Origin of the sequence: Mycobacterium sp. (assembly GCF_025933915.1) — a bacterium.
In the GTDB taxonomy this organism is placed as follows: Bacteria; Actinomycetota; Actinomycetes; order Mycobacteriales; family Mycobacteriaceae; genus Mycobacterium.
Genome location: NZ_JAICZA010000029.1, coordinates 1 through 21,009 on the forward strand (window position 1 = coordinate 1; position 21,009 = coordinate 21,009).

A 21,009-nucleotide genomic window follows, 5' to 3' on the forward strand; every position below is an offset into this window, starting at 1 on the left:
CATCGCTTTCACGCTCGCATCGTCGCCGGCGGGTCACAGCGCCAAACTACGGGAGAGGTCCGACACCCACGCTCACAGCCGAGCGGTGATCCAGGAGACGACGTCGCCCAGCACCTGCTCGCGCTCGGGCTCGTTGAAGACCTCGTGATACAGGCCGGGATACACCTTCAACTCGACGTCGGTGGACCCCACGCATTCGACCAGGCGCTGGCTGCCCGCGACGGGAATCAATCGGTCCTCGGACCCGTGCACCACCAGCAGCGGCGCGGTCAGGGCCGGTGCCCGCCGCGGCATGGTCTCGCCGACCTGCAGCAATGCGCGGCCGATGCCGGCCGGCACCTTGCCGTGGTACACCAGCGGATCGTCTTTGTAGGCCGCCACCACCGCGGGGTCCCGGGAAATCGCGTCGACGTCAAGTTCTTGTGCGGGCAGTCCGGGCACGACGGCGCCGAGCACCCTGGCGGTCAACGCCAGCAGCGGCGACACCTGATCCTGGGCCGCCACCGCGGGCCCCGAGAGCACCATCAGGTCGTAGTTGTCCGGGCGTTCGACGCCGTAGGCGAAGACGATCCCGCCGCCCATGCTGTGGCCCAGCACGATGCACTTGAGGCCGTGGTGCTCGCGGGTGGCGATACCGACCAGCGTGTCGAAGTCGGCCGTGTACTCGCGGATGTCGCGCACCAACACCCGTTTGCCGCCCGAACGGCCGTGCCCGCGATGATCCAGCGCATACGTGACCAGGCCGGCCTCGCCGAAGCACTGGGCGACGTGGTCGTAGCGGCGGGCATACTCGCCGAGGCCGTGCGACAGCACCAGGACCGCCCGCGGCGCCACCTCGGGGGTCCACACGTCGTAGACGATGCGCACACCGCCGAATCCGTCGAAACTGCGTTCGGTGCGGTTCACTCGGAGGTCCTAGTCATTAGGTGGCAGCGTAATGGCTCTGCCGGCAGCCGTGTTTGCCGCCACTGCGTAGGCTCATGCGGATGAGCCTTCTCGCGCAAAACCCTGAAGGTGACCCCGGGGTCGGGGCGGATTTCTCGGCGCAAGCCGAACCGTATCGCCGCGAGCTGCTCGCCCACTGTTATCGGATGACCGGGTCATTGCATGACGCCGAGGACCTGGTGCAGGAGACGCTGTTGCGGGCCTGGAAGGCCTACGACCGTTTCGAAGGCAAGTCCTCGCTGCGGACCTGGCTGCACCGAATCGCCACCAATACCTGCCTGAGCGCGCTGGAGGGCCGAGGGCGCAGGGCGCTGCCGGTGGGACTGGGTGGCCCCAGCTCGGACCCCACCGCCGAGCTCGTCCAGGGCCGCGAGGTGCCCTGGCTGGAGCCACTACCGGAGTTGACCGATCACCCGGCCGACCCGTCGGTCGTCGTCGGGTCGCGCGAGACGGTGCGGCTGGCGTTTGTGGCTGCGCTGCAATATCTTCCGCCACGGCAGCGGGCAGTCTTGCTGTTGCGCGACGTACTACAGTGGCGCTCCGCCGAGGTGGCCGAAGCGGTTGGCACCACCACGACCGCCGTCAACAGCCTGCTGCAGCGGGCCCGGTCCCAACTGGACGCCGTCGGCCCCAGCGCCGATGACCAACTGGCGCGGCCGGATTCACCGGAGGCCCAAGACCTGCTGGCCCGCTACATCGCCGCGTTCGAAACCTACGACATCGACCGCTTGGTGGAGTTGTTCACCGCGGAGGCGATCTGGGAAATGCCGCCATACCTCGGCTGGTATCAGGGTGCGGCGGACATCGTCACGCTGATCCATCAGCAGTGCCCGGCCGAGTCGGGCGGAGACATGCGGCTGCTGCCGCTGGTCGCCAACGGCCAGCTTGGCGCGGCCATGTACATGCGCGCCGGCGACATGCACGTGCCCTTCCAGTTGCATGTGCTGGATGTGCACGGCGAGAAGGTGTCTCACGTAGTGGCCTTCCTCGACGACACCCTGTTCGCGAAATTCGGGCTACCCAGTTCGCTGCCCGCGGGTCACAGGTAGGAAGGTTTCCCATGACGAGTTCCACCGTCCAGGTCACGGCCGCGCCCGGCAAACCACTGCTACTGCTGAGCGCCTATGACCTTGCCGGCGTGGGCTACCGGGTCGAGGAGTTCTTCGTTTCCGCGACGGCCTCGTCCTACACCCCGGTGGCCGAGCTGACTTCCGATGGACGATGGGACGTGACACCCTCGGGCGCCGCCGATTTCACGACCCGGATCGTGGTGTTGACGCCCGGCGATCCGGCGCGGTTCAACGGAAGTGTGCTCGTCGAATGGCTCAACGTGAGCGGCGGCATCGACGCGCCCGCGGTATGGATGATGGCGCACCGCGAAATCATCCGCGCCGGCTACGCTTACGTCGGGGTCTCGGCTCAGCGGGTGGGGGTCGAGGGAGGCGACAGCCTGCTGGGTGCGGACATGTCGCTGAAAAGCCAGGACCCGCAACGGTATGCGGCCCTGAACCATCCGGGCGACGCGTTCTCCTATGACATCTTCTCCCAGATCGGTCGCCTCCTCAAAGGCGCCGAACGCCATGCCCTGGTGCGGGATCTGCCCGTAGAACGCGTCATCGCGCTGGGCGAATCGCAGTCGGCGATGTACCTCACGAGTTATATCAACGCCGTCGATCCCTTGGCCCGCAGCTACGACGGCTTCCTCGTCCATTCCCGTTTCGGTCCGGCCGCCCCGCTCGACGGAAGTTCTATCTTCGCGGAATCCGATGCGTCGCAAGCGGTTACCTTCCGTCCGGAACTGCGCGTCCCCCTGCTGACGGTCATCACCGAAACGGACGTCTTCGGCGGCGCCCGAGAGGGCTACTACTTCGCCAGGCAGCCCGACAACCCACGGTTGCGGGTCTGGGAGATCGCCGGTGCCGCCCACGCCGACAACTACACCATTCAGGTCGCGTTCATCGACAGCGGCTCGGCGCCGCTCGAGGACATCGTCGCCGCCTACACGCCGACCAACATGCTGATGGGCCAGCAATTGGCGCACTGCATCAACTTCGGCCCGCAACATCACTATGTGGTGCAGGCCGCGCTCGCGGCCCTGAACACATGGGTCGCCACCGGCGAGCCGCCGCCGGGTGGTGAGCCCCTCGAGGTCCGCGAAATCCAAGGGCCGCAACCGGTTCTGGATGGCAACGGCCTCACCCGTGGCGGCGTCAGAACCCCGTGGGTGGACGTTCCGATCGCCCGGACCTCGGGACAGGGCGGCGAGGAAAGCATCATGTCGATGATCTTCGGCTCCGGCGAACTTTTCGACGCCGCCACGCTGCACCGGCTCTACCCCGGCGGAGGCACGGAATATCTGGAACGCTTCACCGCCGCGCTCGACGCGGCGATCGATTCCGGGTTCATCCTGCCGGCCGACCGCGCCGAGATTCTGCAGCTCGCCGCCGCAACGTATCCCGTTGAGCGGCCTTAGGTCCGATTGCCCGGCTCCTCACTCGCGCCGTTCCCGGCTAGAACAGTCGGCTATCCGGCGCCGGCCCCGGCACCGGGCGGACCAAGCCGGCCCCGGTGATCAGCGGTAGATCCAGCGCCGAGAGCAGACCGGGCGGGGCCGCGCACACCGCGGGGATGGCGTTGACCATCCGTGAGGCACCCGCGATGCGCGCCCCGAGATCGTGGTCGCCGTCCTCGGCCATCTCGAATTCGCACCGCATGGTCGGGGAGCCCTCGATCTCCACGCGATACAGACCGCGGCCCGACGCCATGCCATAACCGAGATCCTTCGGCGGAATGCAGATGCGCGGCTGGGGCCAGTCCGGGGCGATGTCGTCGCGCATGCGCGTCACGTGATCGAGGACGAATGTCGGTTTCCCGCCGACGTAACCGGTCAGCGTCGAACGCATGGCCGCGATCGTTCCGGCCGCGATGTGCCCCGTCGGCGTGGCGAACGATTCGTACGCGGCAATCCGCTCGTTGGCCTCCTCGATGTTGTCGATCTCGACCCCCAACCCGACGGCGAGCTGATGCAACACCGGCCCCCACCCGAACGTGAACACCCCGGGCGTGGCCGCGAACGCCGGATACTCCGGCGGTTGACCGAACCCGAGGATCTCATACACCGCGGATCGATCCGGGTAGGTGGCGTAGTTGAACATCTCCGTCACCCGGACCGATTCGATCACCCGCGACACACCGGTAAGCACCAGCGGCAGAACGTCATTGGCGAACCCGGAGTCGATGCCGGTGGTGAAGAATGACACCCCGGCGTCCAGCGCGGCCTGGCGCAGCGGATCCGTGAACGCCGCGTCGACGGCGTCGGGAAACACGAGTGGCACCACCGAACACGACAGCACGTTTTTTCCCGCCCGCAGGATCGACACCATGTCCTCGACGGCGTCCAGCGGCCGCAGGTTGGCGCCGGCGGCATACACCACCACGTCGGTGTCGCCGGCGAGCATGGCCGACGGGTCCTGGGTGGCCACCACGCCGACCGGCGCGATGCCGCACAACTCCCCGGCATCGCGGCCGGCCTTGGCATCGCTGTGTACCACGACGTCGACCAGTTGCAGCTCCGGATGGTCGATCACCCCGCGTAGGGCGACCACGCCCATGGAGCCCGGCCCCCAAACTCCCACCTTCAACACGACGGTCTCCTATTATTAGGACGTAATCATCGATAGTTTGGACGGAGCGTAGGGAGGTGACCGTGGATACGTCAATGGGCGGGACGCGGAGCGAATCAACCGCCAAATCACCGCCCACGGCGCGCGTGATGGACATCCTTGGCGCCCTGGCGAATTCGCCTGACGGACGGACATCGGCCGAGCTGGCGAAAAGCTGTGGGATCAGCACCTCGACCTGTGCCCTCGTGCTGGCCGAGCTGCGAACGCGCGCCTGGGTGGCGCGGCACGGGGATCGCCGCTACGTGCTGGGCAGCGGATTGTTCGGGCTGGTGCACGGTCTGCGGGAGCAGTTTCCGCTGCTGGACCGCGGGCGCGACGCGCTGGGCTTCCTGCACGACACGCTCGGCGCGGGCTGCTCCATGTCGAAGATCGGCGCCCGGTACCTGACCACCGTCGACACGGTCGGTCACGGTACCGACGGGGAACACGCTGTGGGCCAGCGCTTCCCCATCGACCCACCATTCGGTCTGGTTGCCATGGCCTGGCGCGACGACGATGTCGTCCATGCCTGGTTGCATCGCGTGATGCCCCGGCTCACTCGCGCCGAGATCTCGGAACATCAACGGGTGCTGGCCGATATTCGCGCCCGCGGCTACGGTGCCTGGCGGTTCGACGACACCCATAGGTCGCTGCACAATCGGCTGGCCGAGGTGCTGGCCTCGCTCGAGCCGACCGCCCAGGTCACTCGCCGGCTCACCACGCTGATGACGATGGTGACGCTGCAGTCGGTGACGGACGTCCTCGAAACACAGTTGAACAGCGTCGAATTCGTCGTATTACCGATCTTCTCCCCTGATGGCCAGCCGGAGTACCAAATCGAAATCCACCTCGGCCACGCAACCGGATTGACCCTGCCCGAACTCGACGCCGCGCTCCGTCATGCCCAAGGGCTGCTCACGGCCGCGGTCGTCTGATCCGGTCCAGGATTACGCTGGGGACATGTCTGCCACCACGGAGATCAGGCGCGCGGCCGATCGGGCCGTCACCACCACGCCCTGGTTGACCTCCCGGCATTCGTTCTCCTTCGGCGATCACTACGACCCCGACAACACCCACTACGGGCTGCTGCTGGTCAACAATGACGACATCGTCTCCCCGGGAACGGGATTCGACACCCACCCCCATCGAGACATGGAGATTGTGACCTGGGTGCTGCGGGGCGAACTGTCCCATCACGACTCCACCGGCAACCGTGGGGTCATCTATCCCGGCCTGGCACAACGCATGTCGGCGGGCAGCGGCATCCTGCACTCCGAACGCAACGACTCCCCCACCGAGCCGGTCCATTTCGTGCAGATGTGGGTGGTGCCCGACGAGTCCGGCATCGACCCGAGCTACCAACAGCACGAGATCGACCAGAAACTGTTGGACGGCAACCTTGTGACGATCGCCTCAGGCATGCCCGCTCACGATGCGGCCATCACCCTGCACAACCGCAACACCGCGCTGCACGGCACACGCTTGCGACCCGGGGCGACCGTCAGCCTCCCCCCGGCGCCCTACCTGCATCTTTTCCTGGCCCGCGGCCGGGTCAGCGTCGAAGGGATCGGGGAGTTGAACGAGGGCGACGCCGTGCGATGCGCCGACGCCGACGGCCGCCGCGCGGCGGCGAGCGAGGCATCGGAACTGCTGATCTGGGAAATGCACGCGAAGCTGGGTGACTGAGACCATAGAGGGCCGGCAACCGAGCCCATAGAGTGGGCACGACAGACAGGAGTCGGCATGCCTCACTCGCACCCGCAGCACGCGGCGCCCAACCCCAACCGAAACATCAAGGCGATCCGCACCGTGCGGTTCTGGGCGGCACCCCTGGTCATCACGCTGGCGCTGATGTCGGCGCTGTGCGCGCTCTACCTCGGCGGCATCCTGAACCCCTCGACCAATCTGCGGCACTTCCCCATCGCGGTGGTGAACGAGGACGCCGGCCCTGGGGGCGCCCAGATCACCGACCGGCTGGTCAATGGGTTGGACAAGAACAAGTTCGACGTACGGGTGCTCTCGCGTAGCGAGGCCAAGCAGCAACTGGACACCGGCCAGGTGTACGGCTCGGTGGTGATACCGCCCAGCTTCTCGTCCAAGCTGCGCGACTTCGCGACCAGTGCGGTGCTACCCGCTCACGCCGAACGGCCGTCGATCACCGTCTCCACCAACCCGCGGGCCGGCACACTCGGCGCGAGCATCGCCGGCCAGACCCTCAGCATGGCCATGGGCATGGCCAACGGCATAGCGGGACAACGGGTTACGGCGGAGGTGGCGGCGCAGACCGGCGGCGCGCCGCTGACGGGTGCGGCCCAGGCGGGCCTGGCCGCCCCCATCGAAATCCAGTCGATCGTCCACAATCCGCTGCCCAACGGCACCGGCAACGGATTGTCCGCCTTCTATTACGCGCTCCTGCTGCTGCTGGCCGGATTCACCGGCAGCATTGTGGTCAGCACGCTGGTTGACGCGTTACTCGGTTACGTGCCGGCCGAATTCGGTCCGGTGTATCGGTTCGCCGAGCAGGTCAGGATCTCGAGATTCCAGACGCTGCTGCTCAAGTGGGCCATGATGGTGCTGCTCGCGCTGCTCACCTCGGCGGTTTATCTGTGGATCGCCGACGGGCTGGGCATGCCCATCGATCTGAGCTGGCAACTGTGGGCGTTCGGCGTGTTCGCGATCGCCGCGGTGGGTATCACGTCCAGTTCCCTGCTCTCGGTGCTGGGCACGGCGGGGATGTTGGTCAGCATGCTCATCTTCGTGATCCTCGGCTTGCCGTCGGCCGGGGCGACGGTGCCGCTGGAGGCGACGCCGTCCTTCTTTCGCTGGCTCGCCGAATTCGAGCCGATGCACCAGGTTTTCCTGGGCGCTCGATCGCTGCTGTACTTCAGTGGCCGCGGGGACGCAGGCCTGACCCAGGCGCTGACGATGACGTCGGTGGGCCTGGTCATCGGGCTGCTGCTCGGTGGCATCGTCACACACCTCTACGACCGCAAGGGCTTTCACCGGATTCAGGGTGCGGTCGAGTTCGCGATCGCTCAGGAGCACCAGGCTCAACACCAAGCCCGCCGCGGCAAGCAGGTGGAGCCTAGCGTCACCGAGCCTGAAAGTTCTAGCGAGCAAACGTAATTCGCGCGTAGCCCAAGTGTCATCGACCCGTTATCTTTGTTGACAATGTGACTATTGAGGCTGATGATGTTGGTGCTGCATCCAGATCATGGCCGAAAGGGCTATCGTGCTGACCCGACGCGCCAGCTTCCGCCGGCTGGCGGCGTGCTGCACCGCCCTCATCGCCTGCCTTACGCTGGCCGTCACCTCGGGGCAGCCCGTCGCGCAAGCCGCTGACGGCCGCGATCTGCTCGCCAACGCCATCGGCAGCACCCGCGGTTCCTACCTGGTCTACAACTTCGGCCCCGGCCACCCCGCGCCGATGCTCAACGCGGGAGGCAGCTGGTATGAGCTGAACAACGGCGGCCATCTGATGATCATCAAGAACGCGGCGGGGCGGCTCTCGCCACACCTGCTGGTCGATACGCACCAGGGCGACCAAGCTCGTTGCGAAAACAATCCCGGCGCGCGCACCGCCGAGGGACTGTGGCAGGCCTCGGAGCTCTACGCCCCGCTGCAGGCGTGGCAACGCATGGGTCAGCCGACGATCGCGATCAACGCCAACTTCTTCGACGTGCGCGGCCAAAAGGGCGGCTCGTGGCGCCAGACCGGTTGCAGTTCACCGTTGGGCGCCTTCGTGGACAACACCAACGGCCGGGGCCGCGCCAACCAGGCGGTCACCGGCACCCTCGCCTATCCCGGCAAACAGGGTCTCTCCGGCGGCGGCGAGAGCTGGAGCGCGCTGACGACGATGATCCTGCCGTCGGGCGGGGCGCCGTATGTGGTGTGGCCCAAGACAAAACAGGACTACGACGCCGCCACGCCGGTAGTCCAGGACCTGCTCAACAGGAACGAGAGGTTCGTGGCGGTGTCGGGGATCGGGCTGTTGGCACCCGGCAACACCGGACAGCTGCACGACGGCGGGCCCAGCGCGGCGCGAACGGCCCTGGCCTACGCGAGGCAAAAGGACGAAATGTACATCTTCGAGGGCGGCAACTACACCCCGGACAACATGCAGGACCTGTTCCGTGGGCTGGGCAGCGATAACGCCGTGCTTCTCGACGGCGGTGGTTCATCGGCGATCGTGCTGCGCCGTGACACCGGCGGCATGTGGGCAGGGGCGGGCTCACCCAGGGGATCGTGCGACACCCGCCAGGTGCTCTGCGACTCCCACGAGCGGGCGCTGCCAAGCTGGTTGGCTTTCAATTAGCATCCGCTGCAGCGGTTTTCGCTGCAGACCGCTGCAGTGCTAGGCCTTCGGCGTCAGATCCAGCGACGTGATCGTCGTCATTCTGGTCACCAGCCAACGACTCTTTGACCGCTTCATGAACAGCCGGTACGACAGGTACTTCAGCGACGGCACGTTCTTGCTCAACGGACTGGTGGACGTCGTGTTGGTGTAGACGATGACCACGGCGTTGGAGTCGTCGAGCGACTCGACCGCCGCCCCGGTGACCTGGGTGCTGTTGGTGATCTTGGCCTGTTTGTTCGGCGCCACGATGGCGTCGACGAACTTGCGGTACTGCGCCGCGAAATCACCGCTGAGGTAGGCGGATGCGCGGTCGGCGAGGCTGTCCATGTTTTCCGGGGTGTAAGTCCACAGGGTGGTGATCGCGTTGGCCGCGGTCCGCGCGACGTTGAGTTTCGTTTCGGTGACGGCCCGGTCGGCCAGATACGGCTGCACCATCGCGCCGGCGAATCCGGCGGAGCCGACGAAGAGCACGGCGGCGACCATGGCGACGATGGCCCACGCCTTACCCGCCAGCCGCCTTTTCCGGGCGGGGGCCGGCGGCGTGTCCGTCGCCTGCGCCTCGGCGTCCTCGGTTGCCTCGGGACCGGCGCCCTCGGTTGCCTCGAAGCCGGCGTCGTCGGTTGCCGCAGCGGTCGCCTCGTCCTGGGTGGCCGCTGGGGTCGGCGCGGCGGTCAGATCACCTGCTGCAGGTTGCTGATCTTCCACTGGTTCCCTTCCTGCGTCGCGGTTGCCGCCCAGCGATTGGCGTTTTCCAATACCTGTTTGTCATCCGGTGTCTTCGTGGTGATGGCCGTGGCCACCATGACATTGGCGCTGCCATCGTCGTTCCATCGCTCCAGGCCGGCGCCGAGCACGCTGCCCGTAGCCGGTTCGGCCCGGGCGACCTGGAGCAGGATCTGGTTGGCGTTCTTCTCGTACTGCTTGGCGAACTCGCCGGTCGCCTGGGCCAATATGCGGTTCACGTAGTCGTTGGCGTGATAGGGGTCGATGGAGGTGAACTGCGTCATGAAACCGGTCACGTAGCCCAGCACCTCGCGGTCTTTCGACGCGGCCCGAGCCCGGGATTCGTGGGAGACCCACACCACCGCGCACACGGTGATCGCCGCCACCATGAGCATCGCCGCGACCGTGCCGGCCAACGGCACCTTCCATCCCCGCTGCGTCGCGACGGGGTGCTCGACGAGCAGTGGCCGTTCGCCGGGTGCGAATTTGCGGCGCGGGCTCATTTGCCGTTCCCGGGCGGTTTCGGCTTGGACAGCACGATGAGATCATCGACGCGCCAGGCGTTCCCGCCGTCCTTGGCGAAGCTCACCCGCACGGTTGCGCTGATGTAGCGCACCTCCGGTGCCACGCCGCGCCGGCCCTGCATGAACAACAGCATGGTTGCCCGGTCGGGGGTGGCCGATTCGGTCGAACTGTTGATGACCCAGTACTCGTTGATGACCGGATTCCCCTTTTGCACGAGGTCCTGCTGAGCCGCCAGCTGGCCCCGGTATTTGTCGGTCGCCAGCGATTGGGCCCGCGTGAAGTCGTCGTGCAGCGACTTGGGGTCGTACGTGAGCATCTGGGCCACGATTTTCGGTCCCTGCGTGGCGATCTCGGCGCGAGTCTGATCGCTCGCCCGCTGCGGGGCGTACACCGCCCAGTAACTCATCGCGGCACCACCCAGGCACAGCAGTGTCGCGCCCAGCACCGCGGCCGCGGCCCAGCGCCGGCTGTCAGGCGGCGACGTGTCCGGTTGCCGGCGCCGCACCTCGGTGCGCACGGCCATGTCGGCGAATGTGCGCCGACGCGAATCCCACAGCGGCCACAGCCATCCCACCACCGATGCGGTATCGAGCAGATGGGCGACATCGCGCAGCAGCAACGTCCACGGTCCCGGAACTTCACCGCCGCGCCGCGTCACCGCGATCCCGACCAGGGCGCGGCCCAGGCTCCACCCGGTGACCGCCGGCAACAACAGCCGATTGACCAACACCAGCAGGACAACGGCGCCGATCATGCAGATGCATGTCCACCACCACACGCCACGCACCGGCACGCTGAACGACACCAACGCCAGCGTCGTCACCACCGCGAGCCCCGCCGCCACGTCGATGGCGAAGGCCCCGACACGGCAACGCCAGGGCGCCAAGGCATCCCGCGGTGACTCCTGGACATCCGTGGGTGCGGTCTGGTCGACCACCACCGTCACTTCGTCACCTGGTCGAGTTTGGAGATTTTGTACTGACCCTCCGCGAGAGCCATTTTCACCCGCAGGCGGTAGCCGGCTTCGTTTTGCGTCTGATCGCTGGCCACCTTGACGCGAAGCGCGACAAGCACATCGATCGAACCGTCGGGGTTGTTGCGCTCGACCGCGGCCCGCACATCCGACACCTGAACGTGGATGTTCGCGGCCTGATACGCCTGGATCAGCATGCCGGTGTACACCAGGGCCTGCGCGCGGAAAGCGTCTGTGCCGCAGTCGATGATCTTCTGCTCACTCGCGGTCATCGCATTGGTGTCCGGCGCCTGCGTCGCCGTAACGCAATCCACCGCCGCCTGCAGCGCCGTGGCGTCGTTGCGGGCGATCGCCTGGCTTTGGTGGTGATAACGCAGCGCGACGTAGCCCGCCACCCATATGGCGCCGGCGCTCAGCACCAGCACCGCCGCGATGGCGGCCAGCCACCCGCGCCCTACCCGCGAAGGACCGCGCGGGGCGGCCACGCCGGGCTCGCCGGATTCCCCCGGATCCTCCGAAGCACCCTGTGGACCGGCTTGCTCGCCTGGACTCTCGGGTGCCGTCGAATCCTCGTCCTTCTCGCGGTGGCTCAACGAATCGTCGTCCGTGTCGATGGGGTTCAGCCGGCTGGCGCCAGCATCTCCTTCCATCCGTCGTCTCCTGTTCTGGTCGAGTTCTCGACGGAGTATTTAACTCCATCTGGCCCTACCAGCTCACCGCTTTGGGGACTGTAGACCGCCGTGGGAGGCCCGCCGGGGGTGTAGACACACGGGTTGGGCTGCTGGCCGTTGCACTGCACGCTACCCGACCCCGGCCGCGACAACGGATCGCTGACCGGCGGCGGTGTCCCGGCGACCCGGTCCGCCGGCGCCGGGTTCACCCCGTTGTTGATCGACGGCGCCGGAATCACCATGCCCGGGCGCACCGACTGATCGCATCGCGCTCCCGGCGCGGGGCAGGTCAGGATCTGGTTGGGGTCGCCGTACCACGGGTTGGTCCCCGCCGGGACGTACGGCTTGGGGTCGCGGCACTCCCGCGGCGTGGCCGCCCGTTTGTCCGGGACATCGACGCAGGGGATGTTGCGCGACCCACGCACCACGTTGGCGGGGGTATCCATCGGGATCTTGCAGTAGGTGCCCGTCGGCAGCGGCTGGAGACTGGTGTCCGCCGGCGACCGCCACTCCGAGGCCGGCATGAAGCCGGTCAGGCAGGGCGGCGGCTGGTTGATCGACAGCGCCAGGTCGAGCGCGGCCATGTTCGGGTACGGCGCGGCCACCGTCTGTGCGATCGACGCGCCCTGCGGAAGGAACACCAGGACCTGCTCGAGACCGGTGTGGTAGCGCTTGAGCATGTCGAAGACGACCTCGAGATTGGCCAGCGTCTGTGGCAGCGAATCCCGGACGTCACTGAAGACGTCGTTGATCTGATCGGCCGTCGGCGCCGCTTGGCGCAGCACGCTTTTCAGATGCTGGTCCTCCTGCGCGGACTGGGCGGCCAACCTGTTCAGGTTGCGCGCCCAGCGCTCGATGTTGTCACGCGATTTGACCTGGCTGTCCAACACCGGGCCGGAATTCTCGATGATGTCGTTGACGTCGGTGATCTGGGTTTTGAAGTCACCGACGATCGCCTGGGTGGAATCGACCAGGCGTTGCAGGGCGGGACCCAACCCGCCGACGGATTGCGCCGTCTCGTCGAGCAGCTTGCCGATCTTCTCCCTGGGCAGCACCGACAGACCGCGGTTCGCCGTGTCCAAGGCCGGCCCGATCTCGGCGGGCACCGTGCCCTTGGTGATGGTCTGCCCCGAAGACAGGTACTTGCCGGGGTTTCCGGTCGACTCCAGGTCCAGGTACTGCTCACCGACGGCCGAGACGGAGTGCACGTTGGCCGTCGCGTCGACCGGGATTTTGTAATGGCTGTCGATGCTCATGGTGGCCTCGACGCCGTGCTCGGTCGGCTCGACATCGGTGACCTTGCCGATGGTGATGCCGCGATAGGTGACATTGGCCGTGGGGTACAGCCCGCCTGAGGCCGGCAGTTCGGCCTTCAACGTGTACTGACCGATGCCCACCAGGCTCGGGATCTGCAGGTAGTAGACACCGAGCACGAGCAGCGAGATGACGGTCAGGATGCCGAACGCGATCAGCTGGCGTCGGATGAAGGGAGTCAGCATTGGCTTACGTCCGCCCTTTCCACCAGCGGTCCACCCGGGGCGTCATTCGGGTTCGGCGTGTAGCGGACGTCGGGGATCATCGTCGCCGGGTCACGCCCGAATGACTGCTCGAGCGCCCGCAGTGCTCCCGACAATCCGGTCCCGGTCAGGAACGCGTTGTCGACGGCGCTGTAGGTCACGTCCAACGTCAGCGTCACGTTGATGAAGTCACCGCGGAACAGCTTGGGAACGGTGTCGATGTCGAACGGCTGAGTGAGGATCAATTTCAGCGCGCCGATCAGATACGGCGAGGCCCGGCCGAGCTCCTTGAGCGGGCATTGCAGCGCCTGCAGATCCTGGTGCAACGGGCCGCGCGCCTCCGACAGGTACTGGTCGGTGGCCTGGCTGAGCCGCCCCACCGAATCGACGGCGTTGATCAGCAGATCTTTGGTGTCGGCGAAATGCTTGATCAGCGGCGGGATGTCGGTGAGCACCCGGTCCAGGACGTCGGCCCGCCCACCCACGTAGGTCAGCAGCCGGTTGGTGGAGTCGATGGCGTGGGTGATGTCATCGCGCTGCGCGTTGAGCTGGGTGGTGAAAGTGTCCAGCTTGCCGAGCAGGGACCGGATGGCCTCGCCGCGCCCGTTGAAGATGTTGTAGACCTCGTTCTGCAGCACCTCCAGGTTCGGGATGCCGCCGCCACGCAGGATCAGCGACAGGCTGGCCAGTGTCTGCTCGGTCGTGGGATACGACGACGAATTCTTCAGCGGAATCGTGTCGCCGTCCTTGAGCAGCTCGGGCGACGGATTCGGCGGCGAGGCAAGCTGGACGTGCTGAGAACCCAGCAGCGAGGTCTGGCCGATCTTGGCGGTGGCGTTCTTGGGCAGCTTGGTGTGTTTGTCCAAGCCCAGCGTCAGGGTGGCCACCCAGTTTTTCAGCTGGATGGCTTTGATCGAGCCGACGAACACGTCGGCCACCATCACCTTGGAGTTGCCGTTGATCGCCAGGGTGTCGGGCACCTGCACATAGATGGTCATGGCGCCGGCGCCGCTGCCGGGGCCGCCCGGAATCGAGACGTTGGAGATGCCCTTCCAGCCGCACGAGCTCAGCACCATCGCGGCCGCCAACAGCACCAGCCCCTGCCAGGCCCGATGGCGGATCAGCCCCATTACGCCCCTCACTGGCTGTCGGTTCGGCTTGCCCCTCGCGCGTGTCGCGCTCGTCGCGCCCCTCACAGGCTGTCGGTTCGGCTTGCCCCTCACTGGCCACCTCCGAAGTCAGCAGGCGACGCCGGGCCACCCGCGTTCGGCGCGGGCGCGGCCACCGGCGCCGGTGTCGGCGCGACCGGACCCGGGATCACGCCCGGCCCCGGCGGTGGCGGCTGTATCGGCACCGGGGCGTTCAGCCCTATGGGCGGCACGATCGGGTTTTCGTCATAGGCGTTGGGCGGTCCCGGCGGGGTCTGCAGGTTCGACTGCACGGGTTCGATGTTCGGCCCACCCATGAGCTCTTCCAGCGACTCCGGGGTCATCAGGCCCGCGGTGATCGGCCCGACCTGCTGGCCCTGCATGCCCGGGGCGACGATCCAGCCCGGCTGGGTGTTGCGGTGCGACGTCGGGGTATCGGGCACCCAGATGCCCGGGACGGTGGTGTCCTTGTATCCGTTGGGCGGCTGCAACCGCGGCTCGGAATAGGCGACGTGCTTGGGCAGCGTCGCGGCGGTGCTGAACGGGTTGATACCGAACGGCGGATAGTTGAACTTGATCGCGTCGAGGACCGGCGCCAGGTACTGGGCGCACAGTTCGGCCGACTCTTGATAGCCCAACCGGCTGCCGGCCTGAATCGCGCTGCAGATGAACTGCATCGGGTTGGCGAAGTTCTGGATCGCCGGCAGGCCGACAACGGCGCCCTGGGCTGGGTGATAAATCTGGTTGATGTTCGACGCGGCCGTCGGAGTGACGTGCAGCGCGGTCTCCAGCCCGTTCAACGGATCCGGTTGCAACAGCGTGTTCGTCACAGTCGCCAGGTTGTTGATGTCATGAGTCAGCACCCCGCGGTTCTGGTCCAGCCACGGGCGCACGGTCGTGAGCAGGCCGTCGAACTGCTGCACCGCGCGGGCGAGGGCGGTGTCGTCGTGGGCGAGCCGGGTGGTGAAGTCCGCCAGGTTCTGGTTGAGCGCGACGAACTGCTGGTCGTCTTGGTGCAGCGCGTTGACGAACAGCGCCAAGCTGCGCACCACGGCGAAGAAGTCGCCGCGGCCCTCGTTCAGCGCGGTCAGCGCCTTCGACAGGTTGGTGAACGTGGTATTGATCTGTTTGCCCTTGCCGGCCAGCCCGTCGGCGAAGGATTCGATGACCTCACCGAACGGTCCCTTCGGCTGCTCGGGTGTGGGGCCCAGCTTGGAGATGATGTTGGTGATGCTGTTGCGCAGCTGGTCCCACTCGACCGGCACCTGGGTGCGCTCTTCGGGGATCACGGCGTTGTCGGCCAGCACCGGACCGCCCTTGTACGGCGGCTCGAGCTGAATGGCGCGGGACGCGACCAGGGTGGGGTTGAGGATCACCGCCGACGCGTTGGCCGGCACCCGGTACTTGTTCTCGTAGTGGAAGGTGACCTTCATCCTGTCGCCGGTCGGCTCGATCTTGTCGATCGCACCCACCCGCAGGCCCATGATCTGGACCTTGTCCCCCTTGTAGAGGGCATTCGTTGCCGGGAAGTAGGCCACCACGCTGTTGTTCGTGAGCTTCTCGTAGAGCCGCCAGCCGACATAGCCGACGACGAGGGCCAACACGATCACCAGGGATCCGATGATCACCGACGCCCGGGACATCTTCGGGAGCCGAATGTTGCGGACGTCAAAGATGGTGCTCAATTCTGGCTACCTCCCGCGGCACCGCTGCCTCCAGCTCCACCCGGGTTGATGAACGGTGCAGGCAACTGGTTGCCCGGTCCGGCCGGCGCGGGGGGACCCGGCGGCAATCCCGGCGCGAACGTCGACGGCGGCGGCACCGGTCCGGCCGGGGCCAGGTTCTCGGTGCGTGCACCCGGGGGTGCCTGCGCCGGCAGCGGCACCGGCGTTCCCGGCACGTCCGGCGGCGGGTCGCCCGGCCGGCCCGCGATCGGGATACCCGGCGTGGGTGGCAGACCGGCGGGGTTCGGCGGTGAGGTCATCACGTCGACCGGTGCCGGGAAACCCGGCCCACCGAACGGGCCCCCACCAGCACCCGCACAGGGCAATGGATTCCACGGCCGCGGCAGACCCTCGTCGCCGACGGTGACGTTGCCACCGGGGTTCGCCGGCGTATACGAGCACGGCGATCCCGGCGGGACGGCCGGACCGGGGTGATCCGGCGTGCCCTCCAGCACCGGTGGCGCCGGCGGCGGTGCCCCATTGGGGAAGCGGGTGCCGTTGGGGTCCGGGAACCGGTATTCGGGCAGGCCGGCGCCACGCCAGAAGTTCTCCGGATCGATACCGCGCTTCTTGAAGGCCGCGTCGACCCACGGCTGGGAAATCTGATAGAGGGCCAGGTTCCCCAGGATCACCTTGAAGAACGGTCCCGACCCGATGGCCTCGTTCAACGACGGAAGGAATTTGCCGACCTCGATGAGCCCGTTGGCGACGTCGTCCTTGCGCTCAACCAGGATGTCGCTGATCGTGCGCAGCTGTTCGAGCACGTGGTTGAGGTTGGGGTTGTCGTTGATCAATCCCTTCACCTGTTCGGAGAAGGCGGCGACGTTCGCCAGCAACGCGTTGATGGCCTGGCCGCGCTCGTTGAAAGCGGCCAGCAGCGTCTTGGCGTTCACCAACGCCCTGTCGATCTGGTCGCTGCGATCCCCCAGCACGCCGGCCACCTGGTTGGCCTGGGTAAGAAGGTGCTTGACCTGCTCGTCGCGCTTGCCGATCGTGTCGGAGAACTTGGCCACCCCGTCAAGCGCCGCGCTCAGGTGCGGGTAGGTCTGGTCGATGGTCTCCGAGAGCACGTGCAGCGACTGCTTGACGGTGTCGATGTCCCAGCCCTGGGCGGCCTTGGTGACGTCGAAGAAGGCGTCGTAAATCTGATACGGCGTGGTGCTTTGGCCCAGCGGTAACGTCGCCCCGGGATGCAGCGCCTGATTACCGCGGGCCTCGACGTCGAGGACCTTCTTACCCAGGATGGTGTCGGTCTTGATCGCCAGGCGGCTTTCGGTGCCGATGGTGTTGGTGCCGACGGAGAACTTCAACCGGATGTGATCACCGTCGATCGTGAGACCCTCCACCTTCCCGACGTCCAGGCCGGCGATGCGCACTTTGTCGCCGGTGTTGATGCCGCCGGAGTCGGTGAACTGGCCGTAATAGCTCGGCATGGCGAACAGCATCGGGACGCTGGTGAAGCTTTGGCCGACGCCGATCACGAGCACCGTCACGACGATGCCCATCAGCCCGATGCGGACCCGGTTCGGGGGTTCCAGTGTTCTCATTGCGGCGTGCACCTACCCGTTGGCTGCTGGAACAGCCGAACCGTGCGGACCGGACCGCCGGCCTGCAGACCGTTGATCTTGAGGATGATGTCGCAGGCGTAGAAGTTCACGAAGTCCCCATAGACGCCGACGGCGCGCCCGATCATGTTCAGCGCGGTCGGCACCTTCTTGAGGTAGTCCTGCAGTTGGTCCTGCTGGTCGATGACCGGCTGCTGCACCGCGTCGAGGTAGTTGATCGTCTTATGCAGCAGCGCGCGGTCCTCGGACAGCAGATCGGCCACGGTGCCGGCGGCGTTGCTGATGTGTGCGGTCCCGCCCGCCAGCTGGTCGCCGTGGTCCTTGAGCCCGGTGATCAGCACCTCGAGTTTGTCCACCGTCTGGTCGAATTGCTGCCGGTGCCGAACCGTGGTGTCCAACACGATGTTCAGGTTCTTGATGACGTCCCCGATCGCCTGGTCACGCTCACCGAGCTGGCTGGTCAGCTGCGCGGTGTTGTCGAGGATGTCGTTGATCGTGCCGCCCTGGCCCTGGAACACGGTGACCAGCGTGGTCGCGATCGTGTTGACCTTCTGCGGGTCCAACGCCCGGAACAGCGGTTTGAACCCACCGATCAGAGCGTCGAGGTCCAGTGCCGGCTGTGTTCGCGACAGGGGGATGAAACCACCGGGTGGCAAGACCTTGTCCGCGCCTGCGCCCTGACCGCGTTTGAGCTCCAGGTAGCGGTTGCCGATCAGGTCCAGGTAGCGGATCTGGGCGGTCGTCGACGCATACAGCGGGATTGAGCGATCAACGGCGAATTCCACCCGCGCGCGCTTGCCGCCGTCGATCAGCTTCACCGAACTGACCTTGCCGACCTCGACGCCGGAGGCACGGACGAACTGGCCCGCACGCAAGCCGCTGATGTTGGCGAACTCCGCGGAATATCCATTGGTGCGGTCGAAGCGCATCTGACCGAACACCACGATGATCATCACAGTGAAGATCAGCAGCACCACCGAGAAGATGCTGAGTCTGATAATGGTTCCGGTGATTTTCATGGGTTGATCGTGTTATCCCCTACCTGACGGCCCCACACGTACTCGATCGCATAGGGCGAACCGGTTTCCAGGTGGTTGTAGGGCGCGAGGCTGTTGCCGGTATCCATCACCAACTCGGGCGCGGGCCACAGGTCGCGCGTGATCTGCTGCCAGCACCCGGGTGCGCCTCCCGGCCCGCCGCGAGCGTTCGTCCGCGGCAGGTTCTCCGGCCAGATGTAGGGGTTGGGCGCCCCACCGACCAGACCGGCCGCGGCGCCAAGCCCCAGCGTGAGCCCGGCGCTGGCGACCAGCCCCAGGGGGTTGGCTATCAGCCCCAACCCCGACAGCGCCGCGGTATTGGTGATGAGCGAGTAGCCGTTGCCGCCGAGGAACGTGGCGGCCTTGGGTTCGATGTCGTGATAGTTGCGCAGCGTGCAGAACAGTTCGGGGCTGTAGGTGTCCAGCAGCTGGGCCGTCGGCACCAGGTCGGCCGCCCCGCGCGCCAGATACGGTCCAGCCTTGTTGAACACCTCCGCCCCCGTGTTACCGAACCCCGCCGCCGACAACAACGCCTGATCCAAATCCTTTTGCTGCGCATTGATCGTGCGCGAGGTGATCACCGCGTTATTCAAAAAATCGAACAGATCCGGCGACGCATCCGCGTACGTATCCCCCAACGCCGCCAACCGTTGAATGTCCTTACGCGCCTGCGGCATCCGCGGATTCACCTCATCAAGAACGGCATTCGCATTCACGACCGACTGCCCGAACTTGTCCCCCAACCCGGCCAACGACTGCGCCGCCGCACTCAACGTCAAATTCAACTTGACCGGATCAACCTTCTCCGCAATCGAGGTGATCGTCTGAAACAACGTATTGATCTCAGTGGTCACCGACCGCGCATCCAGCACCGTATGCGGCGAAATCTTCTGCGGCGACGGATGAGCCGGCGTCGTCAACGACACATACTTACCACCGAACACCGTCGTCGCCTTGATATCGGCATTCACATTCGACGGAATCAGCTTCAAGTAGCGCGGATACACCTCCAACGTGAACTTGGCCGCCGGCTTCCCATCACGCACCGTCTCCGCGATCTTGCCCACCCGGCCGATCTCCACGCCGTTATAGGTGACCTTCGACCCAGGATCCATCACCAACCCGGCCCGCGACGCCAACATCGTCAACTCGGTCTTGGGGGTGAAGTCTCCCCGGAACTGGCCGTAGACGAGTCCGAGGACCACCGCGGCGATCACCAGGCCCACCAGCCCGACCCATTTGTACGGCGGGGTGCGCGGGGCGTTGGTCTGAATCGGTGCTGGCATGGCGGTTACACCGTGAGTGCGAAGTTGGGGTTGACGCCATAGAGCGCCAACGCGGCGGCCAACACAACAACCTGAACCGACACCAGGGAGAAACGCATCGATCGACCGACGGCCTCACCCACACCGACCGGCCCACCGCCGGCGTTGTAGCCGTAGAAGCAGTGGGTGATCATGACGACCGCGGTGATGATGATGGCTTCCAGGAACGACCAGAACACGTCGTCGGGGCGCAGGAATGTCCGGAAGTAGTGCTCGTAGGTGCCGTTGGACTGTCCGTAGAGCACCGTCGTGGTGATCTGCGGCGACAGGAACGACATGATCATCGCGAGCGCGTAGAGCGGGATGATCACCACCAGCCCGGCCATGATCCGGGTGGTCGCCAAAAACGAAATCGACTTGATGCCCATCACTTCCAGCGCGTCGATCTCTTCGCTGATGCGCATGGCGCCCAGCTCGGCGGTGGCGCCGGCGCCGACGGTGGCGGCCATCGCGATACCGGTGACGACGGGTGCGGCGATGCGCACGTTGATCAGTGCGGCGAAGAATCCGGTGAACGCCTCGACGCCGATGTTTCCCAGTGAGGCGAACCCCTGGATGGCGACCAGGGAGCTACCGGACAATGTCACGAAGCCGACGATGGCGACAGTGCCACCGATGACGGCCATGGCGCCGGTGCCCATGCCGATCTGGGCGATCAGCCGCAGGGTTTCTTTGCGGTAGTTGCGCAGCGCGTGCGGAATGTGAGCCAGGGCCACGCCGCCGAACCACGCCATCTGACCAAAGTCGTCGAGCCCCCGAGCCGCGGCGAGGCCGTAGCGGTTGAGGTTCTCTGCGGCCCGCGGGAAGCGGGCGCGAAAGACGGCGGTGGTTGACATG

At 66.3% G+C, this 21,009-nt stretch carries 19 protein-coding genes; 6 read left to right on the forward strand and 13 right to left on the reverse strand.

Features of this window, described 5'->3' with window-relative positions; all coding sequences use genetic code 11:
- Nucleotides 1-72: 72 nt before the first annotated feature.
- On the reverse strand, nucleotides 73-906 hold the full coding sequence (locus Q0W90_RS06965; protein ID WP_297600549.1) for an alpha/beta hydrolase: 834 nt from the start codon (nucleotides 904-906) through the stop codon (nucleotides 73-75).
- 74 nt (nucleotides 907-980) lie between these two features.
- On the opposite strand from Q0W90_RS06965, the gene Q0W90_RS06970 reads away from it, so the two are divergent.
- Both Q0W90_RS06970 and Q0W90_RS06975 read left to right on the forward strand, forming a co-directional pair.
- Entirely contained in the window at nucleotides 981-1,994 is a 1,014-nt protein-coding gene (locus Q0W90_RS06970; RefSeq protein WP_297600547.1) for a sigma-70 family RNA polymerase sigma factor, read from the forward strand.
- An 11-nt stretch (nucleotides 1,995-2,005) separates the two neighbouring features.
- Entirely contained in the window at nucleotides 2,006-3,418 is a 1,413-nt protein-coding gene (locus Q0W90_RS06975; RefSeq protein ID WP_297600544.1) for an alpha/beta hydrolase domain-containing protein, read from the forward strand.
- Nucleotides 3,419-3,455: 37 nt separating this feature from the next.
- On the opposite strand, the gene Q0W90_RS06980 is transcribed toward Q0W90_RS06975, so the two are convergent.
- Nucleotides 3,456-4,589: a dihydrodipicolinate reductase gene (locus Q0W90_RS06980; RefSeq protein ID WP_297600542.1), complete on the reverse strand. Its 1,134-nt coding sequence runs from the start codon at nucleotides 4,587-4,589 to the stop codon at nucleotides 3,456-3,458.
- A 128-nt stretch (nucleotides 4,590-4,717) separates the two neighbouring features.
- Here Q0W90_RS06980 and Q0W90_RS06985 point away from each other — a divergent pair, with 128 nt between their 5' ends.
- The 4 genes from Q0W90_RS06985 (at nucleotide 4,718) to Q0W90_RS07000 (ending at nucleotide 8,922) form a co-directional block, all read left to right on the forward strand.
- A complete protein-coding gene (locus Q0W90_RS06985; protein ID WP_297600538.1) occupies nucleotides 4,718-5,542 on the forward strand; it encodes a MarR family transcriptional regulator in 825 nt (274 codons plus the stop codon).
- Nucleotides 5,543-5,567: 25 nt separating this feature from the next.
- Entirely contained in the window at nucleotides 5,568-6,293 is a 726-nt protein-coding gene (locus Q0W90_RS06990) for a pirin-like bicupin family protein (RefSeq protein WP_297699421.1), read from the forward strand.
- A 57-nt stretch (nucleotides 6,294-6,350) separates the two neighbouring features.
- A complete protein-coding gene (locus Q0W90_RS06995; protein WP_297699422.1) occupies nucleotides 6,351-7,733 on the forward strand; it encodes a YhgE/Pip domain-containing protein in 1,383 nt (460 codons plus the stop codon).
- A gap of 79 nt (nucleotides 7,734-7,812) precedes the next feature.
- Nucleotides 7,813-8,922 (forward strand): phosphodiester glycosidase family protein, encoded by a 1,110-nt coding sequence (locus Q0W90_RS07000; RefSeq protein WP_297773800.1) that lies wholly within the window; start codon nucleotides 7,813-7,815, stop codon nucleotides 8,920-8,922.
- Between the two features lie 39 nt (nucleotides 8,923-8,961).
- Here Q0W90_RS07000 and Q0W90_RS07005 read toward each other — a convergent pair whose 3' ends face one another.
- The 11 genes from Q0W90_RS07005 to Q0W90_RS07055 form a co-directional block, all read right to left on the reverse strand.
- Nucleotides 8,962-9,669, reverse strand: a complete 708-nt coding sequence (locus tag Q0W90_RS07005; protein ID WP_297593313.1) for a mammalian cell entry protein — start codon at nucleotides 9,667-9,669, stop codon at nucleotides 8,962-8,964.
- A complete protein-coding gene (locus Q0W90_RS07010; protein ID WP_297593315.1) occupies nucleotides 9,636-10,190 on the reverse strand; it encodes a mammalian cell entry protein in 555 nt (184 codons plus the stop codon). Before Q0W90_RS07010 ends, Q0W90_RS07005 begins: the two co-directional genes overlap by 34 nt.
- Nucleotides 10,187-11,158 carry an RDD family protein gene (locus tag Q0W90_RS07015; protein ID WP_297593317.1) on the reverse strand — a complete coding sequence of 324 codons (972 nt, stop codon included), beginning with the start codon at nucleotides 11,156-11,158 and terminating at the stop codon, nucleotides 10,187-10,189. Before Q0W90_RS07015 ends, Q0W90_RS07010 begins: the two co-directional genes overlap by 4 nt.
- On the reverse strand, nucleotides 11,155-11,835 hold the full coding sequence (locus tag Q0W90_RS07020; protein WP_297593319.1) for a collagen-like protein: 681 nt from the start codon (nucleotides 11,833-11,835) through the stop codon (nucleotides 11,155-11,157). The genes Q0W90_RS07015 and Q0W90_RS07020 overlap by 4 nt, the downstream gene beginning before the upstream one ends.
- Complete coding sequence (locus Q0W90_RS07025; RefSeq protein WP_297593321.1) at nucleotides 11,805-13,355, reverse strand: virulence factor Mce family protein; 1,551 nt, start codon at nucleotides 13,353-13,355, stop codon at nucleotides 11,805-11,807. Before Q0W90_RS07025 ends, Q0W90_RS07020 begins: the two co-directional genes overlap by 31 nt.
- Complete coding sequence (locus Q0W90_RS07030) at nucleotides 13,349-14,503, reverse strand: virulence factor Mce family protein (protein ID WP_297698382.1); 1,155 nt, start codon at nucleotides 14,501-14,503, stop codon at nucleotides 13,349-13,351. The genes Q0W90_RS07025 and Q0W90_RS07030 overlap by 7 nt, the downstream gene beginning before the upstream one ends.
- A gap of 89 nt (nucleotides 14,504-14,592) precedes the next feature.
- Entirely contained in the window at nucleotides 14,593-16,206 is a 1,614-nt protein-coding gene (locus Q0W90_RS07035; protein WP_297593325.1) for a virulence factor Mce family protein, read from the reverse strand.
- Entirely contained in the window at nucleotides 16,203-17,792 is a 1,590-nt protein-coding gene (locus tag Q0W90_RS07040; protein ID WP_297593327.1) for a virulence factor Mce family protein, read from the reverse strand. The genes Q0W90_RS07035 and Q0W90_RS07040 overlap by 4 nt, the downstream gene beginning before the upstream one ends.
- Nucleotides 17,789-18,829, reverse strand: a complete 1,041-nt coding sequence (locus Q0W90_RS07045; protein WP_297698380.1) for a virulence factor Mce family protein — start codon at nucleotides 18,827-18,829, stop codon at nucleotides 17,789-17,791. The genes Q0W90_RS07040 and Q0W90_RS07045 overlap by 4 nt, the downstream gene beginning before the upstream one ends.
- On the reverse strand, nucleotides 18,826-20,133 hold the full coding sequence (locus Q0W90_RS07050; RefSeq protein ID WP_297593332.1) for an MCE family protein: 1,308 nt from the start codon (nucleotides 20,131-20,133) through the stop codon (nucleotides 18,826-18,828). Before Q0W90_RS07050 ends, Q0W90_RS07045 begins: the two co-directional genes overlap by 4 nt.
- A 5-nt stretch (nucleotides 20,134-20,138) precedes the next feature.
- Entirely contained in the window at nucleotides 20,139-21,008 is an 870-nt protein-coding gene (locus Q0W90_RS07055; protein WP_297593339.1) for an ABC transporter permease, read from the reverse strand.
- Between the last annotated feature and the right edge of the window lies 1 nt (nucleotide 21,009).